At 69.5% G+C, this 15938-nt stretch carries 15 protein-coding genes and 5 tRNA genes; 14 read left to right on the forward strand and 6 right to left on the reverse strand.

Annotated features, from left to right (window positions below; all coding sequences use genetic code 11):
- Positions 1–3 precede the first annotated feature (3 nt).
- Complete coding sequence (locus ACFY0T_RS26780; protein WP_095936862.1) at positions 4–417, reverse strand: roadblock/LC7 domain-containing protein; 414 nt, start codon at positions 415–417, stop codon at positions 4–6.
- A 9-nt stretch (positions 418–426) separates the two neighbouring features.
- Positions 427–4293, reverse strand: coding sequence for a nitrate- and nitrite sensing domain-containing protein (locus ACFY0T_RS26785; protein ID WP_388875462.1), 3867 nt, complete (start codon positions 4291–4293; stop codon positions 427–429).
- A gap of 597 nt (positions 4294–4890) precedes the next feature.
- Between ACFY0T_RS26785 and ACFY0T_RS26790 the strand changes: the two genes are divergently transcribed.
- The 9 genes from ACFY0T_RS26790 to ACFY0T_RS26830 all read left to right on the forward strand — a co-directional run bounded on the left by ACFY0T_RS26790 (position 4891) and on the right by ACFY0T_RS26830 (position 9146).
- Positions 4891–5079 carry a hypothetical protein gene (locus tag ACFY0T_RS26790; protein WP_388875465.1) on the forward strand — a complete coding sequence of 63 codons (189 nt, stop codon included), beginning with the start codon at positions 4891–4893 and terminating at the stop codon, positions 5077–5079.
- 220 nt (positions 5080–5299) lie between these two features.
- On the forward strand, positions 5300–6076 hold the full coding sequence (locus ACFY0T_RS26795; RefSeq protein ID WP_388875468.1) for a fumarylacetoacetate hydrolase family protein: 777 nt from the start codon (positions 5300–5302) through the stop codon (positions 6074–6076).
- A complete protein-coding gene (gene gltX, locus ACFY0T_RS26800) occupies positions 6069–7538 on the forward strand; it encodes a glutamate--tRNA ligase (protein ID WP_388875471.1) in 1470 nt (489 codons plus the stop codon). The genes ACFY0T_RS26795 and gltX overlap by 8 nt, the downstream gene beginning before the upstream one ends.
- A gap of 266 nt (positions 7539–7804) precedes the next feature.
- Positions 7805–8539: an HAD family hydrolase gene (locus ACFY0T_RS26805; protein ID WP_388875474.1), complete on the forward strand. Its 735-nt coding sequence runs from the start codon at positions 7805–7807 to the stop codon at positions 8537–8539.
- 91 nt (positions 8540–8630) lie between these two features.
- Positions 8631–8702, forward strand: a tRNA-Gln gene (locus ACFY0T_RS26810).
- Between the two features lie 42 nt (positions 8703–8744).
- Positions 8745–8817 (forward strand) — tRNA-Glu (locus tag ACFY0T_RS26815).
- A gap of 62 nt (positions 8818–8879) precedes the next feature.
- Positions 8880–8952, forward strand: a tRNA-Glu gene (locus tag ACFY0T_RS26820).
- 21 nt (positions 8953–8973) lie between these two features.
- Positions 8974–9045, forward strand: a tRNA-Gln gene (locus ACFY0T_RS26825).
- Positions 9046–9073: 28 nt separating this feature from the next.
- Positions 9074–9146: transfer RNA gene (locus ACFY0T_RS26830), tRNA-Glu, on the forward strand.
- Between the two features lie 86 nt (positions 9147–9232).
- Here the strand turns inward: ACFY0T_RS26830 and ACFY0T_RS26835 are convergent.
- Positions 9233–9877 (reverse strand): MerR family transcriptional regulator, encoded by a 645-nt coding sequence (locus tag ACFY0T_RS26835; RefSeq protein ID WP_388875477.1) that lies wholly within the window; start codon positions 9875–9877, stop codon positions 9233–9235.
- A gap of 94 nt (positions 9878–9971) precedes the next feature.
- Between ACFY0T_RS26835 and ACFY0T_RS26840 the strand changes: the two genes are divergently transcribed.
- Entirely contained in the window at positions 9972–10490 is a 519-nt protein-coding gene (locus ACFY0T_RS26840; protein WP_388875480.1) for a DUF4188 domain-containing protein, read from the forward strand.
- A gap of 72 nt (positions 10491–10562) precedes the next feature.
- Here ACFY0T_RS26840 and ndgR read toward each other — a convergent pair whose 3' ends face one another.
- Positions 10563–11279 (reverse strand): IclR family transcriptional regulator NdgR, encoded by a 717-nt coding sequence (gene ndgR, locus ACFY0T_RS26845; protein WP_015036427.1) that lies wholly within the window; start codon positions 11277–11279, stop codon positions 10563–10565.
- 191 nt (positions 11280–11470) lie between these two features.
- On the opposite strand from ndgR, the gene leuC reads away from it, so the two are divergent.
- The 4 genes from leuC to ACFY0T_RS26865 all read left to right on the forward strand — a co-directional run bounded on the left by leuC (position 11471) and on the right by ACFY0T_RS26865 (position 14777).
- Positions 11471–12895, forward strand: coding sequence for a 3-isopropylmalate dehydratase large subunit (gene leuC, locus ACFY0T_RS26850; RefSeq protein ID WP_388875483.1), 1425 nt, complete (start codon positions 11471–11473; stop codon positions 12893–12895).
- Between the two features lie 6 nt (positions 12896–12901).
- Positions 12902–13495 (forward strand): 3-isopropylmalate dehydratase small subunit, encoded by a 594-nt coding sequence (leuD, locus tag ACFY0T_RS26855; protein ID WP_388875486.1) that lies wholly within the window; start codon positions 12902–12904, stop codon positions 13493–13495.
- A 277-nt stretch (positions 13496–13772) separates the two neighbouring features.
- Positions 13773–14003, forward strand: a complete 231-nt coding sequence (locus ACFY0T_RS26860; RefSeq protein WP_388875489.1) for a hypothetical protein — start codon at positions 13773–13775, stop codon at positions 14001–14003.
- A gap of 138 nt (positions 14004–14141) precedes the next feature.
- Complete coding sequence (locus ACFY0T_RS26865; protein ID WP_388875492.1) at positions 14142–14777, forward strand: HU family DNA-binding protein; 636 nt, start codon at positions 14142–14144, stop codon at positions 14775–14777.
- 78 nt (positions 14778–14855) lie between these two features.
- On the opposite strand, the gene ACFY0T_RS26870 is transcribed toward ACFY0T_RS26865, so the two are convergent.
- Together ACFY0T_RS26870 and cofC are read right to left on the reverse strand one after the other, a co-directional pair.
- Positions 14856–15059, reverse strand: coding sequence for a hypothetical protein (locus tag ACFY0T_RS26870; RefSeq protein ID WP_388875496.1), 204 nt, complete (start codon positions 15057–15059; stop codon positions 14856–14858).
- A gap of 121 nt (positions 15060–15180) precedes the next feature.
- A complete protein-coding gene (gene cofC / locus ACFY0T_RS26875) occupies positions 15181–15819 on the reverse strand; it encodes a 2-phospho-L-lactate guanylyltransferase (RefSeq protein ID WP_388875499.1) in 639 nt (212 codons plus the stop codon).
- Positions 15820–15938 lie beyond the last annotated feature (119 nt).

Consider the following 15938-nt stretch of genomic DNA (forward strand, 5'->3'; position numbering starts at 1 on the left):
CCGTCAGTGGAGCAGACTTCCCTGTAGCTCGGCGCGCAGGTCCGGCGTGAGCACTGCGCCCGCGCGGTCGACGAGCAGCGCCATCTCGTAGCCGACAAGGCCGATGTCGCACTCCGGGTGGGAGAGAACCGCCAGGGACGATCCGTCCGAGATGGACATCAGGAAGAGGAAGCCGCGCTCCATCTCCACGACCGTCTGGGCCACCGTGCCACCCTCGAAGATCCGGGATGCCCCGGCGGTCAACGAGGTGAGGCCGGAGGCGACGGCAGCGAGTTGGTCGGCGCGGTCGCGTGGGAAGCCTTCGGACATTGCCAGAAGGAGTCCGTCGGCGGACACGACGACGGTGTGGGACACACCCGGGGTGTTGTCCACGAAGTTGGTTATCAACCAGTTGAGGTTTTGTGCCGCCTGGCTCATCTGGCTCAACTAACGCTCCTGCTGGTGAGTGGGGCTGGGGAAGCTGCCGGTCTGGCCGGTACCGGCCTGGCGACCCTGCTGGATGCCCCGACGGAGATTGGTCAGCCGGCCGCGTACGTCATCGGGCGCACGCGAGACCTGCGGACCGGTTTGGTGCTGTTGCTGCTGTGCCGTGCCCGCGACGAGATTGGCTCGCGGGACGCGGCGCGGCAGGCCGGAGGTGGTGACCCCGCCCGCCGACGGTTGACGGACGCGTTCTGCCTGCCGGACGAGGTCGTCGTTCGGCGAGCTGCGCCAGGAAGCAGGGGCCGGTGCGGCAGCCGGCCGCTGCGGAACCGAGGGCGCCTGCGGCTGCTGCTGCGCAGCCTGCGGTGCACCCTGGGAGCCGTTGTGGTGAGCGCCGTTGGGGGCGCCGTTCGCCTGACCGTGGAACCAGTTGGTTTCCAGCGTGTCGTACAGCGGCGTACGTCCGTCGCCGGGGCCCGCCGGCGGCAGCGCCTCGGGCTGCTGCGGACGCGCGGGCCGCTGCGGGCGCTGCTGGGCCGGCTGCCGGGGAGCGCCGAAGTCGGCGTTGTCCCGGCCGGCGCCCGGCTGCGGCCGCTCGAACTGACCGGTGGACGACGGGTCCTGCTGGTTGCCGTACCCGGGCGTCGCGAACTGGCCGGTGGACGAGGGGTCCTGGCCGTAGCCCGGCTGGGCGAACTGGCCGGTGGACGAGGGGTCCTGGCCGTAGCCCGGGGTGGCGAACTGGCCGGTGGACGACGGGTCCTGGCCGTAGCCCGGCTGGGCGAACTGGCCCGTGGTGGACGGGTTCTGGGCGGCGGGGGACGAGCCCCCGGTACCGAACACGTCCGGGCGGACGAACTGACCCGTGTTCTGGCCGCTGTTCTGCGGCGCTCCCGCACCGGGGCGCGGGGCGTCGAAGTCGGGACGGGGGAACTCGGACGTCGAGGCGGGACCTTGGCGGTCGTCGATCCGCGGGATCTCCGAGGTCGCCCCCGGGCCCTGACGGTCGTCGATCCGCGGTATGCGCGAGGTCGCGTCGGGCTCCTCGTGGCCACGCGGGGTGTCGAGGGACGCGCGCGGCACCGGCGGCTGCGCGTTGTCGTCGCTCCAACTCGGCGTGCGCGGCTGCGGGTTGCTGCCCGGCAGCTCGGCGCGCGCGCCACCGCGGCCCGGCAGCTGCGGCCTGCGACGGCCGGCCCTGCCACCCGTCGGCTGCTGCGGGGGCGCGGCCGCGGGGCCACTGTCACCGAAGCCGCCCTGACGCGCGGCGGATCCGCCCTGACGGGCACCGGGTCCGTCACCGAAGCCCTGCGGTGCACCGGTCCCGGTGTCCTGGAGGCCCTGCGGGGCACCCGGCGCGCCCTGCCCGAAGGCACCGGCGCCGGCACCGGCCGGAGCCGGCCTGCCCTGCTGCGGATTGCCCGGACCCTGCGGCCCACGGGCGCCGCCCGCGGCACCGGGGCGCGTGCCCTGGTTGCCGCCCGGCAGCGCGGGACCGCCCTGGTTGCTTCCGGGCAGTGCGGCCCGCGGACCCTGGCCCGCGCCGACCTGTCCGCGCTGCGGCGGGGCGCCGAGGCGGCCACCTCCGGCGGCGGGGGCACCGGCACCGAGCGAGGGACCGCCCTGCGAGCCGCCTCCGCGGCGGGCCGCGGCCACACCGGCGGAGGCCTGCGCGGCGGCGGGGCCACCGACGGCCGGGGCACCCTGGCCCGGCTTGCCCGGAGCGGGCTTCTTGCCGCCCTGGGCGACATCGACGGGGAGCATGACCAGCGCGGTCGTACCACCGGAGTCGGACGGACGCAGCTGGATGCGGATGCCGTGGCGCTGCGACAGACGACCGACCACGAACAGACCCATGCGGCGGGAGACGGAGACGTCCACGGTGGGCGGCGAGGCGAGCCGCTCGTTGATCGCCGCGAGGTCCTCGGGGGAGAGGCCGATACCGGTGTCGTGGATCTCGATCAGGACGCGGCCGTCGGGCAGCGCGTGACCGGTGACCTTGACCTTGGTCTGCGGCGAGGAGAAGGAGGTCGCGTTCTCCAGCAGCTCGGCGAGGAGGTGCACGAGGTCGTTGACGACGCGGCCCGCGACCTCGGTGGTCGGCACGGCGGCCAGCTCGATGCGCTCGTACTGCTCCACCTCGGAGGCGGCGGCGCGGAGCACGTCGACCAGCGGGACCGGGCGGGTCCAGCGGCGGCCGGGCTCTTCACCGGCGAGGACGAGGAGGTTCTCACCGTTACGGCGCATGCGGGTCGCGAGGTGGTCGAGCTTGAACAGCGACGACAGCTGGTCCGGGTCGGCCTCGCGGGACTCCAGCTCGGAGATGAGCGAGAGCTGACGCTGGATAAGACCCTGGGAGCGGCGCGAGAGGTTGGTGAACATCGCGTTGACGTTGCCTCGCAGCAGGGCCTGCTCGGCGGCGAGTCGTACGGCTTCACGGTGCACGTCGTCGAAGGCCGCGGCCACCTGGCCGATCTCGTCCCGGGAGTGCACACCGACCGACTCCACGGACGTGTCCACGTCCTGCGGGTCGGACTCGGACAGCTGCTTGACCAGCTCGGGCAGTCGGTCCTGGGCGACCTTGGTCGCGGTGTCCTGGAGGCGGCGCAGCGAGCGGATCATGGAGCGGGCCACGACGAAGGCGCCGACGAGCGAGACACCGAGCACGAGGAGGATCAGCGCACCCGAGAAGATCGCTTCACTCTCGGACTCGTTGCGCAGCTCACGGGCCTTCTGTTCCATCTGGCCGAGCAGCGTGGTCTCGATGTTCGACATCTGCTGGATCTTGGCGGTGTCGTCGTCGACCCAGTCCTTGTACGAGCGCTTGGTCTGCGTCTTCAGACCCTCCGGACCGCTCAGCACGCGCTTGGCGTACTGGTCGGCGGACTCGATGGTCGGGTTGCCGCCCTCGATGGGTGTGAGGAGGTCGGCGAAGCCGTCTCCGTAGATGTTCTTGAAGCCGCTGATCTCGGATTCCTGGCTCTCCTGTGCGGAGAGCGCGTACTGCCGGTCGTTCTCGGACAGCCTGCCGAAGGTGTCCTTCGTCTCGGGCAGCGCGGCGGCGATGACGGCCCGCTGGACGGAGGCGTACTCCTTGGCGGAGGAGAAGGCGGACAGCGCACGGGTGCGTTGGATCATCTCGGGGTTGCTGGTGGCCTCGGCCATGTCCTGCGAGAGCGCGAGCAGCTGGGAGACGAGGCGGTGGTAGGCCTCGACCGTCTGCGTCGAGTTCTTGGGATCGGCGTAGGCCTCCTTGCGGATGCTGCTGAGCTTGTACAGCTCACCCGCGATGCCGACCAGGCTGTCCCGGACGCCGGAGAGCTGTCCGTTCGCCGTGGCGTCGTCGATCTCCTGGGTGCCCTCGAGGAAGTGCCGCTTGGCGACGTCCGTCGCGTCGCGGACTCCCTTGACCGTGTAGTCGCTGGGCGAGCGGCCGTGCGCGAGCGGACCCGCGGACAGGTCGCGCTCTTTCTGGAGCGCGGCGGCGAGCTCGGTCGCCTGCTTGGTCATGTCCGTCAGCAGCTTCATGTTGTCGAGCTGCTGGATGTCGTCCATGGACTGGTTGATGCGCAGCGCACCGAGCGAGGTCGCGGCGACCACGGGGAGTGCGAGCAGCGAGACCAGACGCGTGGAGATGCGCCAGTTGCGCAGTGCCATGCGGGAGCCGGGGCCCGTGGGGCCCTTCGGCTTCGCGGCCGGTGTGGCGGGAGCCTTGGCCTTCGCGCCGGCGCGAGCGGAGTGTTCACCGCTGCCGCCGACCTCTGCCGGTCCCGGGTTCTGGGCGTGCTGGGGCGAGGAACCGCGGTCGGTCCCGCCGCGCGGCTCCGGCTCCGCCGAAGCGCTGCCATCCCTCTTGAAACGTCCCTGCACTAGCGTCGCAACCTCTGGACCAGGCGCCCCTCCGCAAGAACGGTGGGACGGTGTCGGCGTCGTACAGGGGCGCAGATGCGCCCCCTGGTGGTCGTGAGTGACCGGCGCAGGCTTCCCCCTTCCCGCCGCCACTCGGCGCTGCGTTGCGCCCCTGCGCGCCGGTTCGATCCCGCGGCGGTCCGTGGAATTCCAGCACAGTGCCGGATCTCCAACAAGGCCCGAGTACCAGGCTGTGACCTCCGTGACAGCTTGTGAGTGACGCGTCACGAGACGTAGAAAGTGATCTCGTACATAACGGGCGTATGCCTACGAGGTGTTGGTGTGTGCAGGGTGTCCCAGTCGCCATGATCAGGAGCGGAATGATTGCTTCAGTGGAGCAATGTCCGTTTCGTCAGGCGGAGTTGGGGGCCTGAATTGACCGGTTTGCCAGCTAGTAAGTGAGGAAACTCACACGGCGATCATGGCGTCTTCACGTCTTCACCCGGGAATTGCATGTTTAGCCTGACGCTTTACAGGGATGGCGAATCCGACAACCCGCGCCGACGCGGCGGCCTTTGAGACCACCCGGCGCCCATGACGACAAGGTCGAGTACAACCGTGAAGACGACGATGATGTTCCGCAACATAGCCAACCCGCGACGCACCACGCTGGCGCACCTCGAGGACGCCGACGCGATGCAGACGCCGGAGCAGCCGGAGCACTCGGTCGACCTCCCCACCCAGACCGCCAACCCTCGCCGGACCATTCTGATGGAAGCCCCGGTCACGGCCTCCGTCGCCGAGTAGTACGCACGGCGGCCGCGAGATACTCAGAGCGGCCGCCGTGATCACTCTTCCGATGGGACCGGCCGTGATCACGGCACGCGGGTGGGTGCCGCGGAGATACGTTTGCGCCCTTTCGGTGGCGGCCTTGTCCCGGGGAGTTATCGAATGCGTGGCGGCGGGCCCCGGGCGTTAGCCTGGAGCGTCAGACTTCAGCCAGCTCAGTGAGGGGCGCAAGGTTCCCGTGCGCATCGCCAGGTTCTCCATCGACGGCAACGTCGCGTTCGGCGCGGTCGAGGGCGACAAGCCGGACGAGCTCGTCCTCGACATCATCAAGGGCATCCCGTTCGCGGACTTCGAGCTCTCCGGTACGAAGGTCCCGCTGAGCAAGGTCCGGCTGCTGCCGCCGGTGCTCCCGAACAAGGTCGTGGCCTTCGGCCGCAACTACGCGGAGCACGCCAAGGAGCTCGGCAACGAGGTGCCCGACGCCCCGTTCGCCTTCTTCAAGCCGTCGACCTCGGTGATCGGCCCCGGCGACGAGATCCAGTACCCGTCCTTCTCGAACGAGCTGCACCACGAGGCCGAGCTGGCGGTCGTCATAGGCCGCATGTGCCGCGAGGTGCCGCGCGAGCGTGTCAAGGACGTCATCCTCGGCTACACCTGCGCCAACGACATCACCGCGCGCGACGTCCAGAAGCGCGAGAAGCAGTGGGCCAGGGCCAAGGGCTTCGACACGTCCTGCCCGCTCGGCCCCTGGGTGGAGACGGACCTGGACGCGAGTGACCTCACCATCCAGCTCACGGTCAACGGCCAGCAGCGTCAGCTCGGCCGTACCAGCGAGATGATCCACTCCATCGAGGACCTGATCGTCAACATCACCGAGGCCATGACGCTGCTCCCCGGCGATGTGATCCTCACCGGCACCCCGGCTGGGGTCGGCCCCCTGAACGTCGGCGACGAGGTCGCCGTCACCATCGAAGGCATCGGCACTCTCACCAACAAGGTGATCAAGCGTGGCTAACGCGAACGTCCGCGTACGTTTCTGTCCCTCCCCGACCGGCAACCCCCACGTGGGCCTGGTCCGCACGGCCCTGTTCAACTGGGCGTACGCCCGCCACACCGGCGGCACGTTCGTCTTCCGCATCGAGGACACCGACGCGGCGCGTGACTCCGAGGAGTCCTACGGGCAGCTCCTGGACTCGCTGCGCTGGCTGGGCTTCGACTGGGACGAGGGCCCCGAGGTCGGCGGCCCGCACGCGCCGTACCGCCAGTCGCAGCGCATGGACACGTACAAGGAGATCGCCCAGAAGCTCCTGGACGCCGGCCACGCGTACTACTGCTACTGCTCCACGGAGGAGCTGGACACCCGCCGCGAGGCCGCCCGCGCCGCCGGCAAGCCGTCCGGCTACGACGGCCACTGCCGCGACCTGAGCGCCGAGCAGAAGGCCGCGTACGAGGCCGAGGGCCGCACCCCCATCGTCCGCTTCCGGATGCCCGACGAGGCGATCACCTTCACGGACCTGGTCCGCGGCGAGATCACGTACCTCCCGGAGAACGTGCCGGACTACGGGATCGTACGAGCCAACGGAGCGCCCCTCTACACGCTCGTGAACCCGGTCGACGACGCCCTGATGGAGATCACCCACGTTCTGCGCGGCGAGGACCTGCTCTCCTCCACCCCGCGCCAGATCGCCCTCTACAAGGCGCTGATCGAGCTGGGCATCGCCAAGGAGACCCCGGTCTTCGGCCACCTCCCGTACGTGATGGGCGAGGGCAACAAGAAGCTCTCCAAGCGCGACCCTCAGTCCTCGCTCAACCTCTACAGGGAGCGCGGTTTCCTCCCCGAGGGTTTGCTCAACTACCTGTCCCTGCTGGGCTGGTCGCTGTCGGCGGACCGCGACATCTTCGCCATCGACGAGATGGTCGCCGCCTTCGACGTCGCGGACGTGAACCCCAACCCGGCCCGCTTCGACCTGAAGAAGGCCGAGGCGATCAATGCCGACCACATCCGCCTGCTCGATGTGAAGGACTTCACGGAGCGCTGCGCCCCCTGGCTGCGGGCCCCGTTCGCTCCGTGGGCGCCGGAGGACTTCGACGAGGCCAAGTGGCAGGCGATCGCCCCGCACGCGCAGTCCCGTCTGAAGGTCCTCTCCGAGATCACGGACAACGTCGACTTCCTGTTCCTGGCGGAGCCGGTCTTCGACGAGGCGTCCTGGACCAAGGCCATGAAGGAGGGCTCCGACGCCCTGCTGCGCACGGCCCGCGACAAGCTGTTCGCCGCGGACTGGACGAACCACGAGTCCCTCAAGGAGGCCGTCCTGGCCGCCGGCGAGGAGCACGGCCTCAAGCTCGGCAAGGCGCAGGCCCCGGTCCGCGTCGCCGTCACCGGCCGCACCGTCGGCCTGCCGCTCTTCGAGTCCCTGGAGATCCTGGGCAAGGAGAAGACGCTGGCCCGCATCGACGCGGCGCTGGCGAAGTTCTAGCCATCCGCCGAGTCCTCGGTGAGGGGCGGCGTCCGACACGGGCGCCGCCCCTTTCATTACCCGATCGGCGGATACATACCTCACTAACTGGTCGGCGGATACGCGCCTCATTAACCGGTCGGCGGACACACACCTCACTTCGCGACCGGCGGACACGCACCCCGCTGACCGGTCGGCGGACACATGCCTCACTACCCGATCGGCGGATTCGCGCCTCACTACCCGATCGGCGGACACGCGACCCCGCCCGGAGTTACGGTCGGATCATGAACATCGAGGCCGTGGTCTGGGACGTCGACGACACGATCTTCGACTACACGGCCGCGGACCGGGCCGGGATGCGCGAGCACCTGTCGGCCGAGGGTCTGCTGGACGGGGTCGGTTCCGTGGAGCGGGCCCTGGCGCGTTGGCGCGAGGCCACCGATGTGCACTGGGCGAGGTTCTCGGCGGGGGAGTCGGACTGGGAGGGCCAGCGCCGGGACCGGGTCAGGGCGTTTCTGGGCGAGCCGCTGAGCGACGCGGACGCCGACGCCTGGTTCCAGCGGTACGCCGGGCACTACGAGGCCTCCTGGGCCCTCTTCCCTGACGTACTGCCCGCCTTGGACGCCCTCGCCGCCAGCCACCGGCACGCGATCCTGTCCAACTCCAGCCTCCACAACCAGGACCGCAAGCTGCGCATCCTCGGCGTACGCGACCGCTTCGAGGCGGTGCTGTGCGCGGCCGAGCTCGGCGTCTCCAAGCCCGCCGCGGAGGCCTTTCACGCCGCCTGCGAGGCCCTCGGGCTGCCTCCGCACCAGGTCGCGTACGTCGGCGACCACCCGGAGATCGACGGGCGCGGGGCCGCCGACGCGGGGCTGCTCTCCGTCTGGATCGACCGTGGCGGCGCGCACACCCGCGGCGACGGCGGACCGGCCGGCCCGCGCCGGATCGCGTCGCTGGCCGAACTCCCCGCGATCCTCGGCGCGGATACCCGTTTTGGAGCGCCGTCCACCTTCGGGTAATGTTCTTCCTGCGCCGCCGGAGAGCGGGCCGAAAGGCCGGGAACCGGAGGCGCAAGCTAAAACAAGATCCCCACAGGGGATTGTGTTTCAGTGGCCTATGGTGTAATTGGCAGCACGACTGATTCTGGTTCAGTTAGTCTAGGTTCGAGTCCTGGTAGGCCAGCTCGCAGAGCTCATCTGCACACGCGGAGACCAGCTCCGCAAAGCCCCCGTTGTGTAGCGGCCTAGCACGCTGCCCTCTCAAGGCAGTAGCGCCGGTTCGAATCCGGTCGGGGGTACAGATCCTTCCCAGGGAGACAGCCCGGGTCGCACCCGCTGACTCTCATGCAGGATCGCTAGGGCCCCCGTTGTGTAGCGGCCTAGCACGCCGCCCTCTCAAGGCGGTAGCGCCGGTTCGAATCCGGTCGGGGGTACGCAGTTGGTCTAAACCATATTGGTCTATGGTGTAATTGGCAGCACGACTGATTCTGGTTCAGTTAGTCTAGGTTCGAGTCCTGGTAGACCAGCTCGGATCTGCGGAAACGTAAGATCCACGCCCCCGTTGTGTAGCGGCCTAGCACGCCGCCCTCTCAAGGCGGTAGCGCCGGTTCGAATCCGGTCGGGGGTACGCAGCTCGATGGGCCTCCACTTCGGTGGGGGCCCATTGGCGTTTCCGCGTCCTGGACTTCGTACGGCTCGCTGACTTCGTACGACTCACTCGAAGCCGTACCGCCGTGCGGACTCCTCCTCCTGCGCCAGCCGGTGCAGGGCCTGCAGGACCGGCTCGACGAAAATCGCTCCCGCGACTGCCGTCTCGACCTTCTCGGCCTCCGACGGATGGGTCTCCACGAAGTCCAGATCGAGGACGGCGGCCTGGTGCATCAACCGGGCGTAGGACACGATCAGTTCGGGGTCCCAGTCGTAACCAAGCCGCCGGAACGTGGCCACGGCCACCACCAGTGAGCGGTAGGCGGGTGAAATGGTGATCAGCGCCTGGGCGTTGGACCAGCCCACTGTCTCCAGAAGCTGGTCCACCTCACGGCGTGCGGCCTGCACGTGCTCGTCCTCCGTGTCCGGCTCGGGAACCTGGGGCAACGCCCACAGGGCCGCGCCGAGCCGGATCGTGCGGCCGAGCGAATCGTCGTCGATGTGCCCGAGCACCTCCCGGACCGTCGCCACCGGCACCCGGCCGACCTGGATCATCGCGCGCACCAGCCGCAGCCGGCGCAGATGGTCCTCGCCGTACTCGGCCGTGGTCGCGTTGATCTGGCGGCCCGGCGCCAACAGCCCTTCGCGCAAGTAGTACTTGATCGTCGCGATGGACACACCGCTGTGCTCGCTCAACTCGGCCAGTCGCATCTCTGCTCTTGCGCCTCTCCTTGGGAAGTGTCACTATCCAAGCACCGCTCAGAAGGATAGTGCTGCTATCCGATCGGGGCATCCGGGGGTCGCCATGTTCGCGAAAACGATTCCGGGCCGTACCACCGCGGCCGTCGAAGGCGATGCGGTGGTGCTGCTGATCGGGATGCGCATCAACCACTTCTGGGCGGTGCACCAGTGGCTGCCGGTCATGCTGTCGATGTTCCGCATGCTGGGGGAGCTTGCGCGGGACAGCGACCGGGGGCTGCTGGGACGCGTGCTGCTCACGGCTTCGCCGCGGACGTACTACGTCGTCCAGTACTGGGAGTCCAAGGAGAAGCTCTACGCGTACGCGAGCTCGTCCGACACCCTCCATCACAAGGTGTGGGGGATCGTGAACCGCAAGGAGCGCGAGGGCAGGGTCCGCGGGCACGTGGGGCTGTGGCACGAGGCCTACATCGCGCCCGAGGGGGCGCATGAGTCGATCTACTTCGACATGCCGGCCTTCGGACTCGCGAGGGCACACGGCCAGGTGCCGGTCGAGCGGCGGGGGCGTTACGCGAAGGACCGGTTCGCGCACCGGTCGGCGGGGGCGCCCGAAGAAGCCAAGTGACAGGGGGGATCGGGGGAACGAGGGGGCCTGCCGCGGCGTTGAGGCAGGCCCCCTCGTTGACGTTCCCGACCGTCAGCCCGTGCGGCGCAGGGCCTCGGAGAGGCGGGCGGCGGCGTCGATGACCGCCTGGGCGTGCATACGACCCGGGTGGCGCGTCAGGCGCTCGATCGGTCCGGAGACCGAGACGGCGGCCACGACACGGTTCGAGGGGCCGCGTACGGGAGCGGAGACGGACGCGACGCCCGGCTCGCGCTCACCGATCGACTGGGCCCAGCCCCGGCGTCGTACGCCCGAGAGCGCTGTCGCCGTGAAGCGGGCGCCCTGGAGGCCGCGGTGCAGGCGCTCCGGCTCCTCCCAGGCCATCAGGATCTGGGCCGAGGAGCCGGCCTTCATGGTGAGCGTGGAGCCGACCGGGACCGTGTCCCGCAGGCCGGACAGCCGCTCGGCCGCGGCGACGCAGATGCGCATGTCGCCCTGGCGGCGGTAGAGCTGTGCGCTCTCGCCCGTGACGTCGCGCAGATGCGTGAGCACCGGGCCCGCCGTCGCGAGGAGGCGGTCCTCGCCGGCGGCCGCGGCCAGCTCGGCGAGGCGGGGGCCGAGAATGAAACGGCCCTGCATGTCGCGCGCCACCATGCGGTGGTGTTCAAGTGCCACGGCGAGGCGATGTGCCGTGGGTCGTGCCAGCCCGGTCGCCGCTACCAGCCCTGCGAGGGTGGCCGGACCGGACTCCAGAGCGCTCAGGACAAGGGCTGCCTTGTCCAGAACGCCGACGCCGCTACTGTTGTCCATGCAACGATACTCGCGTCTCACTCTGTGAAACGCAAGTTCAATTTTCCGTGGAACGCGCCACCCTTGTACACACAGCGGCCCGCGGACCAACGGGCCCGGCGGACGGCGTCCGGTACGAGGGGTAACGCACGTCGCCGCCCCGGAAATCTCTAGTTGGGCCGGCGCCACACAGGCCGGCCGGAGGGAAAGCGATGGGTAGGACACTCGCGGAGAAGGTCTGGGACGACCATGTCGTCCGGCGCGCCGAGGGCGAGCCCGACCTCCTCTTCATCGATCTGCACCTGCTGCACGAGGTGACCAGCCCGCAGGCCTTCGACGGCCTCCGTCAGGCGGGGCGCCCCGTGCGCCGTCTCGACCTCACCATCGCCACCGAGGATCACAACACCCCGACCCTCGACATCGACAAGCCCATCGCGGACCCGGTCTCCCGGGCCCAGCTGGAGACGCTGCGCAAGAACTGCGCCGAGTTCGGTGTACGACTGCACTCGCTGGGCGACGTCGAGCAGGGCGTCGTCCACGTCGTGGGACCGCAGCTGGGCCTGACCCAGCCGGGCACCACCGTGGTCTGCGGTGACTCCCACACCTCCACGCACGGCGCCTTCGGCGCGCTGGCGTTCGGCATCGGCACCTCGCAGGTCGAGCACGTGCTGGCCACCCAGACGCTGCCGCTGGCCCGCCCGAAGACCATGGCCATCACGGTCGACGGCGAACTGCCCGAGGGCGTCACGGCCAAGGACCTGATCCTGGCGATCATCGCCAAGATCGGTACGGGCGGCGGCCAGGGCTACATCCTGGAATACCGCGGCTCCGCCATCGAGAAGCTCTCGATGGAGGCCCGGATGACCATCTGCAACATGTCGATCGAGGCCGGCGCCCGCGCGGGCATGATCGCCCCCGACGAGACCACCTTCGCGTACCTCAAGGGCCGCGCCCACGCCCCCGAGGGCGAGGAGTGGGACGCCGCCGTCGCGTACTGGAAGACGCTGAAGTCGGACGACGACGCCGAATTCGACGCGGAGGTCGTCATCGACGCCGCCTCGCTGTCGCCGTTCGTCACCTGGGGCACCAACCCGGGCCAGGGCGCGCCGCTTTCGGCGTCCGTCCCCGACCCTGCTTCGTACGAGGACGCTTCGGAGCGCCTGGCCGCCGAAAAGGCCCTGGAATACATGGGGTTGACCGCCGGACAGCCGCTGCGCGACATCGAGGTCGACACCGTCTTCGTAGGTTCCTGCACCAACGGCCGTATCGAGGACCTGCGTGCGGCCGCCGCGATCGTCGAGGGCCGCAAAGTCGCCGACGGCGTACGGATGCTGGTGGTCCCCGGCTCCGCGCGGGTCGGTCTGCAGGCCGTCTCCGAGGGCCTGGACGTGGTCTTCAAGGAGGCCGGCGCCGAATGGCGGCACGCGGGCTGCTCGATGTGTCTGGGCATGAACCCCGACCAGCTGGCCCCCGGTGAGCGCTCCGCGTCCACCTCCAACCGCAACTTCGAGGGCAGGCAGGGCAAGGGCGGCCGTACGCACCTGGTCTCGCCGCAGGTCGCCGCCGCCACCGCCGTGCTGGGCCACCTGGCCTCCCCGGCCGACCTGTCCGACGCCCTTACGCCCGCTGGAGTCTGAGAAGTCATGGAAGCATTCACCACGCACACCGGCCGGGCCGTCCCGCTGCGCCGCAGCAACGTCGACACCGACCAGATCATCCCCGCCCACTGGCTCAAGAAGGTGACCAGGGACGGTTTCGAGGACGGGCTGTTCGAGGCCTGGCGCAAGGACTCGTCCTTCATCCTCAACCAGCCCGAGCGCAAGGGCGCCACGGTCCTGGTCGCCGGTCCCGACTTCGGTACGGGCTCCTCGCGCGAGCACGCCGTCTGGGCGCTGCAGAACTACGGCTTCAAGGCCGTCATCTCCTCTCGCTTCGCGGACATCTTCCGCGGCAACTCGCTCAAGAACGGCCTGCTCACGGTGGTTCTGGAGCAGAAGATCGTGGACGCGCTGTGGGAGCTCACCGAGAAGGATGCGACAGCTGAGGTCACTGTGGACCTTGAGGCGCGAGAGGTGCGCGCCGAGGGCATCACCGCCGCCTTCGAACTCGACGAGAACGCCCGTTGGCGGCTGCTGAACGGCCTGGACGACATCTCCATCACCCTCCAGAACGAGGGCGACATCGCGACGTACGAGGCCAAGCGGCCGTCGTACAAGCCGAAGACGCTCCACGTCTGACCCACGGGTCGGATCACCGCTGACGCAAGGCTGATTTCGGCCACGCAACACCCCCCTCTGTACCCCCAATCGTGGACGGTTGGGGGTACAGCTGTGTCTGCCCTCGGGCGGTACCGGCGCGCCGCCTTGTGGGGCCCAACTCCCCTAGTTACAAAGGCGATTGCCTGGCTACGCGCACCTTGGTCCGGTGTCGTGCCGAGGTGCCCGGAACCCCCTCCGGGGACGGCAGTTACCCCCTGAGCAGGCGACAACTCGCCCCAGATGGCACAATCTGTGCATGGAACACGACGGCCAACTCGAGCTCTACATGGCAGTCGCGGCCCAACTGAAGGAAGCGCACACAAGAGTGCGCGCACTGCAAGTCCCGGAGGGCGTACGGATGGCGCTGACCCGGAAGCTGCTGGTCATTACGGCCGTGGCCAAGCACGATCTCGCCGATGCGACAAAGCGGCTGGAGCGGTTCACCAACGACCTCGACGAGGGTCGATTCCTCGAAGAGGAACGCTGAGGAACTTCGCGACAGCCCGAGTTCGTTGCGGCACAAGGGTGATTAGCCCGTTTCGTGTTTGATTTGCGGTATATATCTGCCTAACGTGCGAAAAAGCTTGAACGCATTCGTTCGGGCAATGTCTCCGAAGGGGAAGACGTGAACAAGGCGCAGCTCGTAGAAGCGATTGCCGACAAGGTCGGCGGGCGTCAGCAGGCCGCCGACGCGGTCGACGCCGTACTGGACGCGATCGTCCGTGCAGTTGTCGGCGGGGACCGGGTCTCGGTCACCGGCTTCGGTTCCTTCGAGAAGGTGGACCGTCCGGCCCGTTACGCCCGCAACCCGCAGACCGGGGAGCGCGTTCGGGTCAAGAAGACCTCGGTGCCGCGCTTCCGCGCGGGCCAGGGCTTCAAGGACCTGGTGAGCGGTTCGAAGAAGCTCCCGCGCGGGGGCGAGGTCGCCGTCAAGAAGGCGCCCAAGGGCAGCCTGACCGGCGGTGCCGCCGCCACGGTCAAGAAGGCCGCGGCCAAGAAGGTCACGGCGAAGAAGGCCGCGGCCAAGAAGGCCCCCGCCAAGAAGGTCACCGCCAAGAAGGTCACCGCCAAGAAGGCCGTGGCGAAGAAGGCCCCCGCCAAGAAGACCACGGCGGCCGCCAAGAAGACCGCGGCGAAGAAGACCACCGCCAAGAAGGCGACGGCCAAGAAGGCCCCGGCGAAGAAGGCGACGGCCAAGAAGGCCCCCGCCAAGAAGTCGACGGCTCGCAAGACCACTGCCAAGAAGACCACCGCCCGCTAGAAGACGGGGCGCAGGGGCAACTCACGCGCCGGGCCGGGCTCCCCTGGGGAGCCCGGCCCGCGGTGTGTTTCGCAACGCCTAGAGGGTCTGCAGGGTGATGAGGGTGATCCGGAGCGCTTCGCCCTCGCCCTCGGTCTCGATCCGCACGCGCTGTCCGGGGCGCAGCAGCCGCAGCCCGCCGGCGTCGAACGCCGGGCCGTCGAAGGGTATGGGGGTGCCGTCGTCGAGCAGCACCTGGCCGCTGCGGGTCTCGGGGTCGTATGTGTACGCGGTCGCCTGCATAGGGGGCAGCCTACTTACCCGGGTGCGTGCAGCGCCCCGCAAGGGGCGCCGGGCTGTGGCATATGGGGCTCAGCCGCGTGGGCGCGACCAGCCACAGACGGCCCGCGGGTAAAGACCCCACCTACTGCCCGGCAGTCAGCAGCCGGGCCGCCGCTTCCGCCGTGCGCGGCCCCACCCCCAGCGCCAGCGCCGCCCGCAGATCGTCTCCGGTGTCCACGTCCTGACGTACGGAATCGACGTGGCCGAGGACGAGTTCCACGGCCCCCGAGGCTCGATGGCGGGCACGGGAATCTCCACCGAAAGCCGGGAGCAATTCCCGGCCGGGGCTCGCGGCCAACAACGTCGTTCCGATTGCCGCCGCGTCGGCAAGAAATGCGCGCGGGAATTCCGCGGCGGATTCGAGCACTCGGGCCAATTCCAGGGGGCGCAGCGCGGGCAGATCCGCGTTCAGGGCCGCCACCGCGCATTCGGGACTTCGGGCGCGTACGACCGCGGCCCCATGAGCCAGCGCGGCGTTCAGGCCGCCCGCCGGCTCGTCCGGGACGATGCGGGCGCCCAGCGCCGCCAGCTCCCGGCCGGCCAGGGCGTCGTCCGTGACGACTGCCACATCCAGGACCTCGGCGCAGGCCAGCGCGGCCGCCACGGTGTCCTGTGCGAAGGCCAGGGCGAGCCCGGGGCGCAGTCCGTCGGCGGCCGTGTCCGCCAGCCTGCTCTTGGCCCGCGCCAGGGGTTTGAGGGGTATGACCACAGTCCACCGCACGAGCGTTCCGCCCTCCCTTGTCGCGCCCTATTGTGACCCGGCCGCCCTGGCGGTCCGGACGCCGGGGCGTACGGTGTTCTCGACATACAGGCGGCCTGGGGCGACACTTGTGCGGCCCC

It is taken from the genome of Streptomyces sp. NPDC001530, from assembly GCF_042894545.1.
GTDB lineage: Bacteria > Actinomycetota > Actinomycetes > Streptomycetales > Streptomycetaceae > Streptomyces.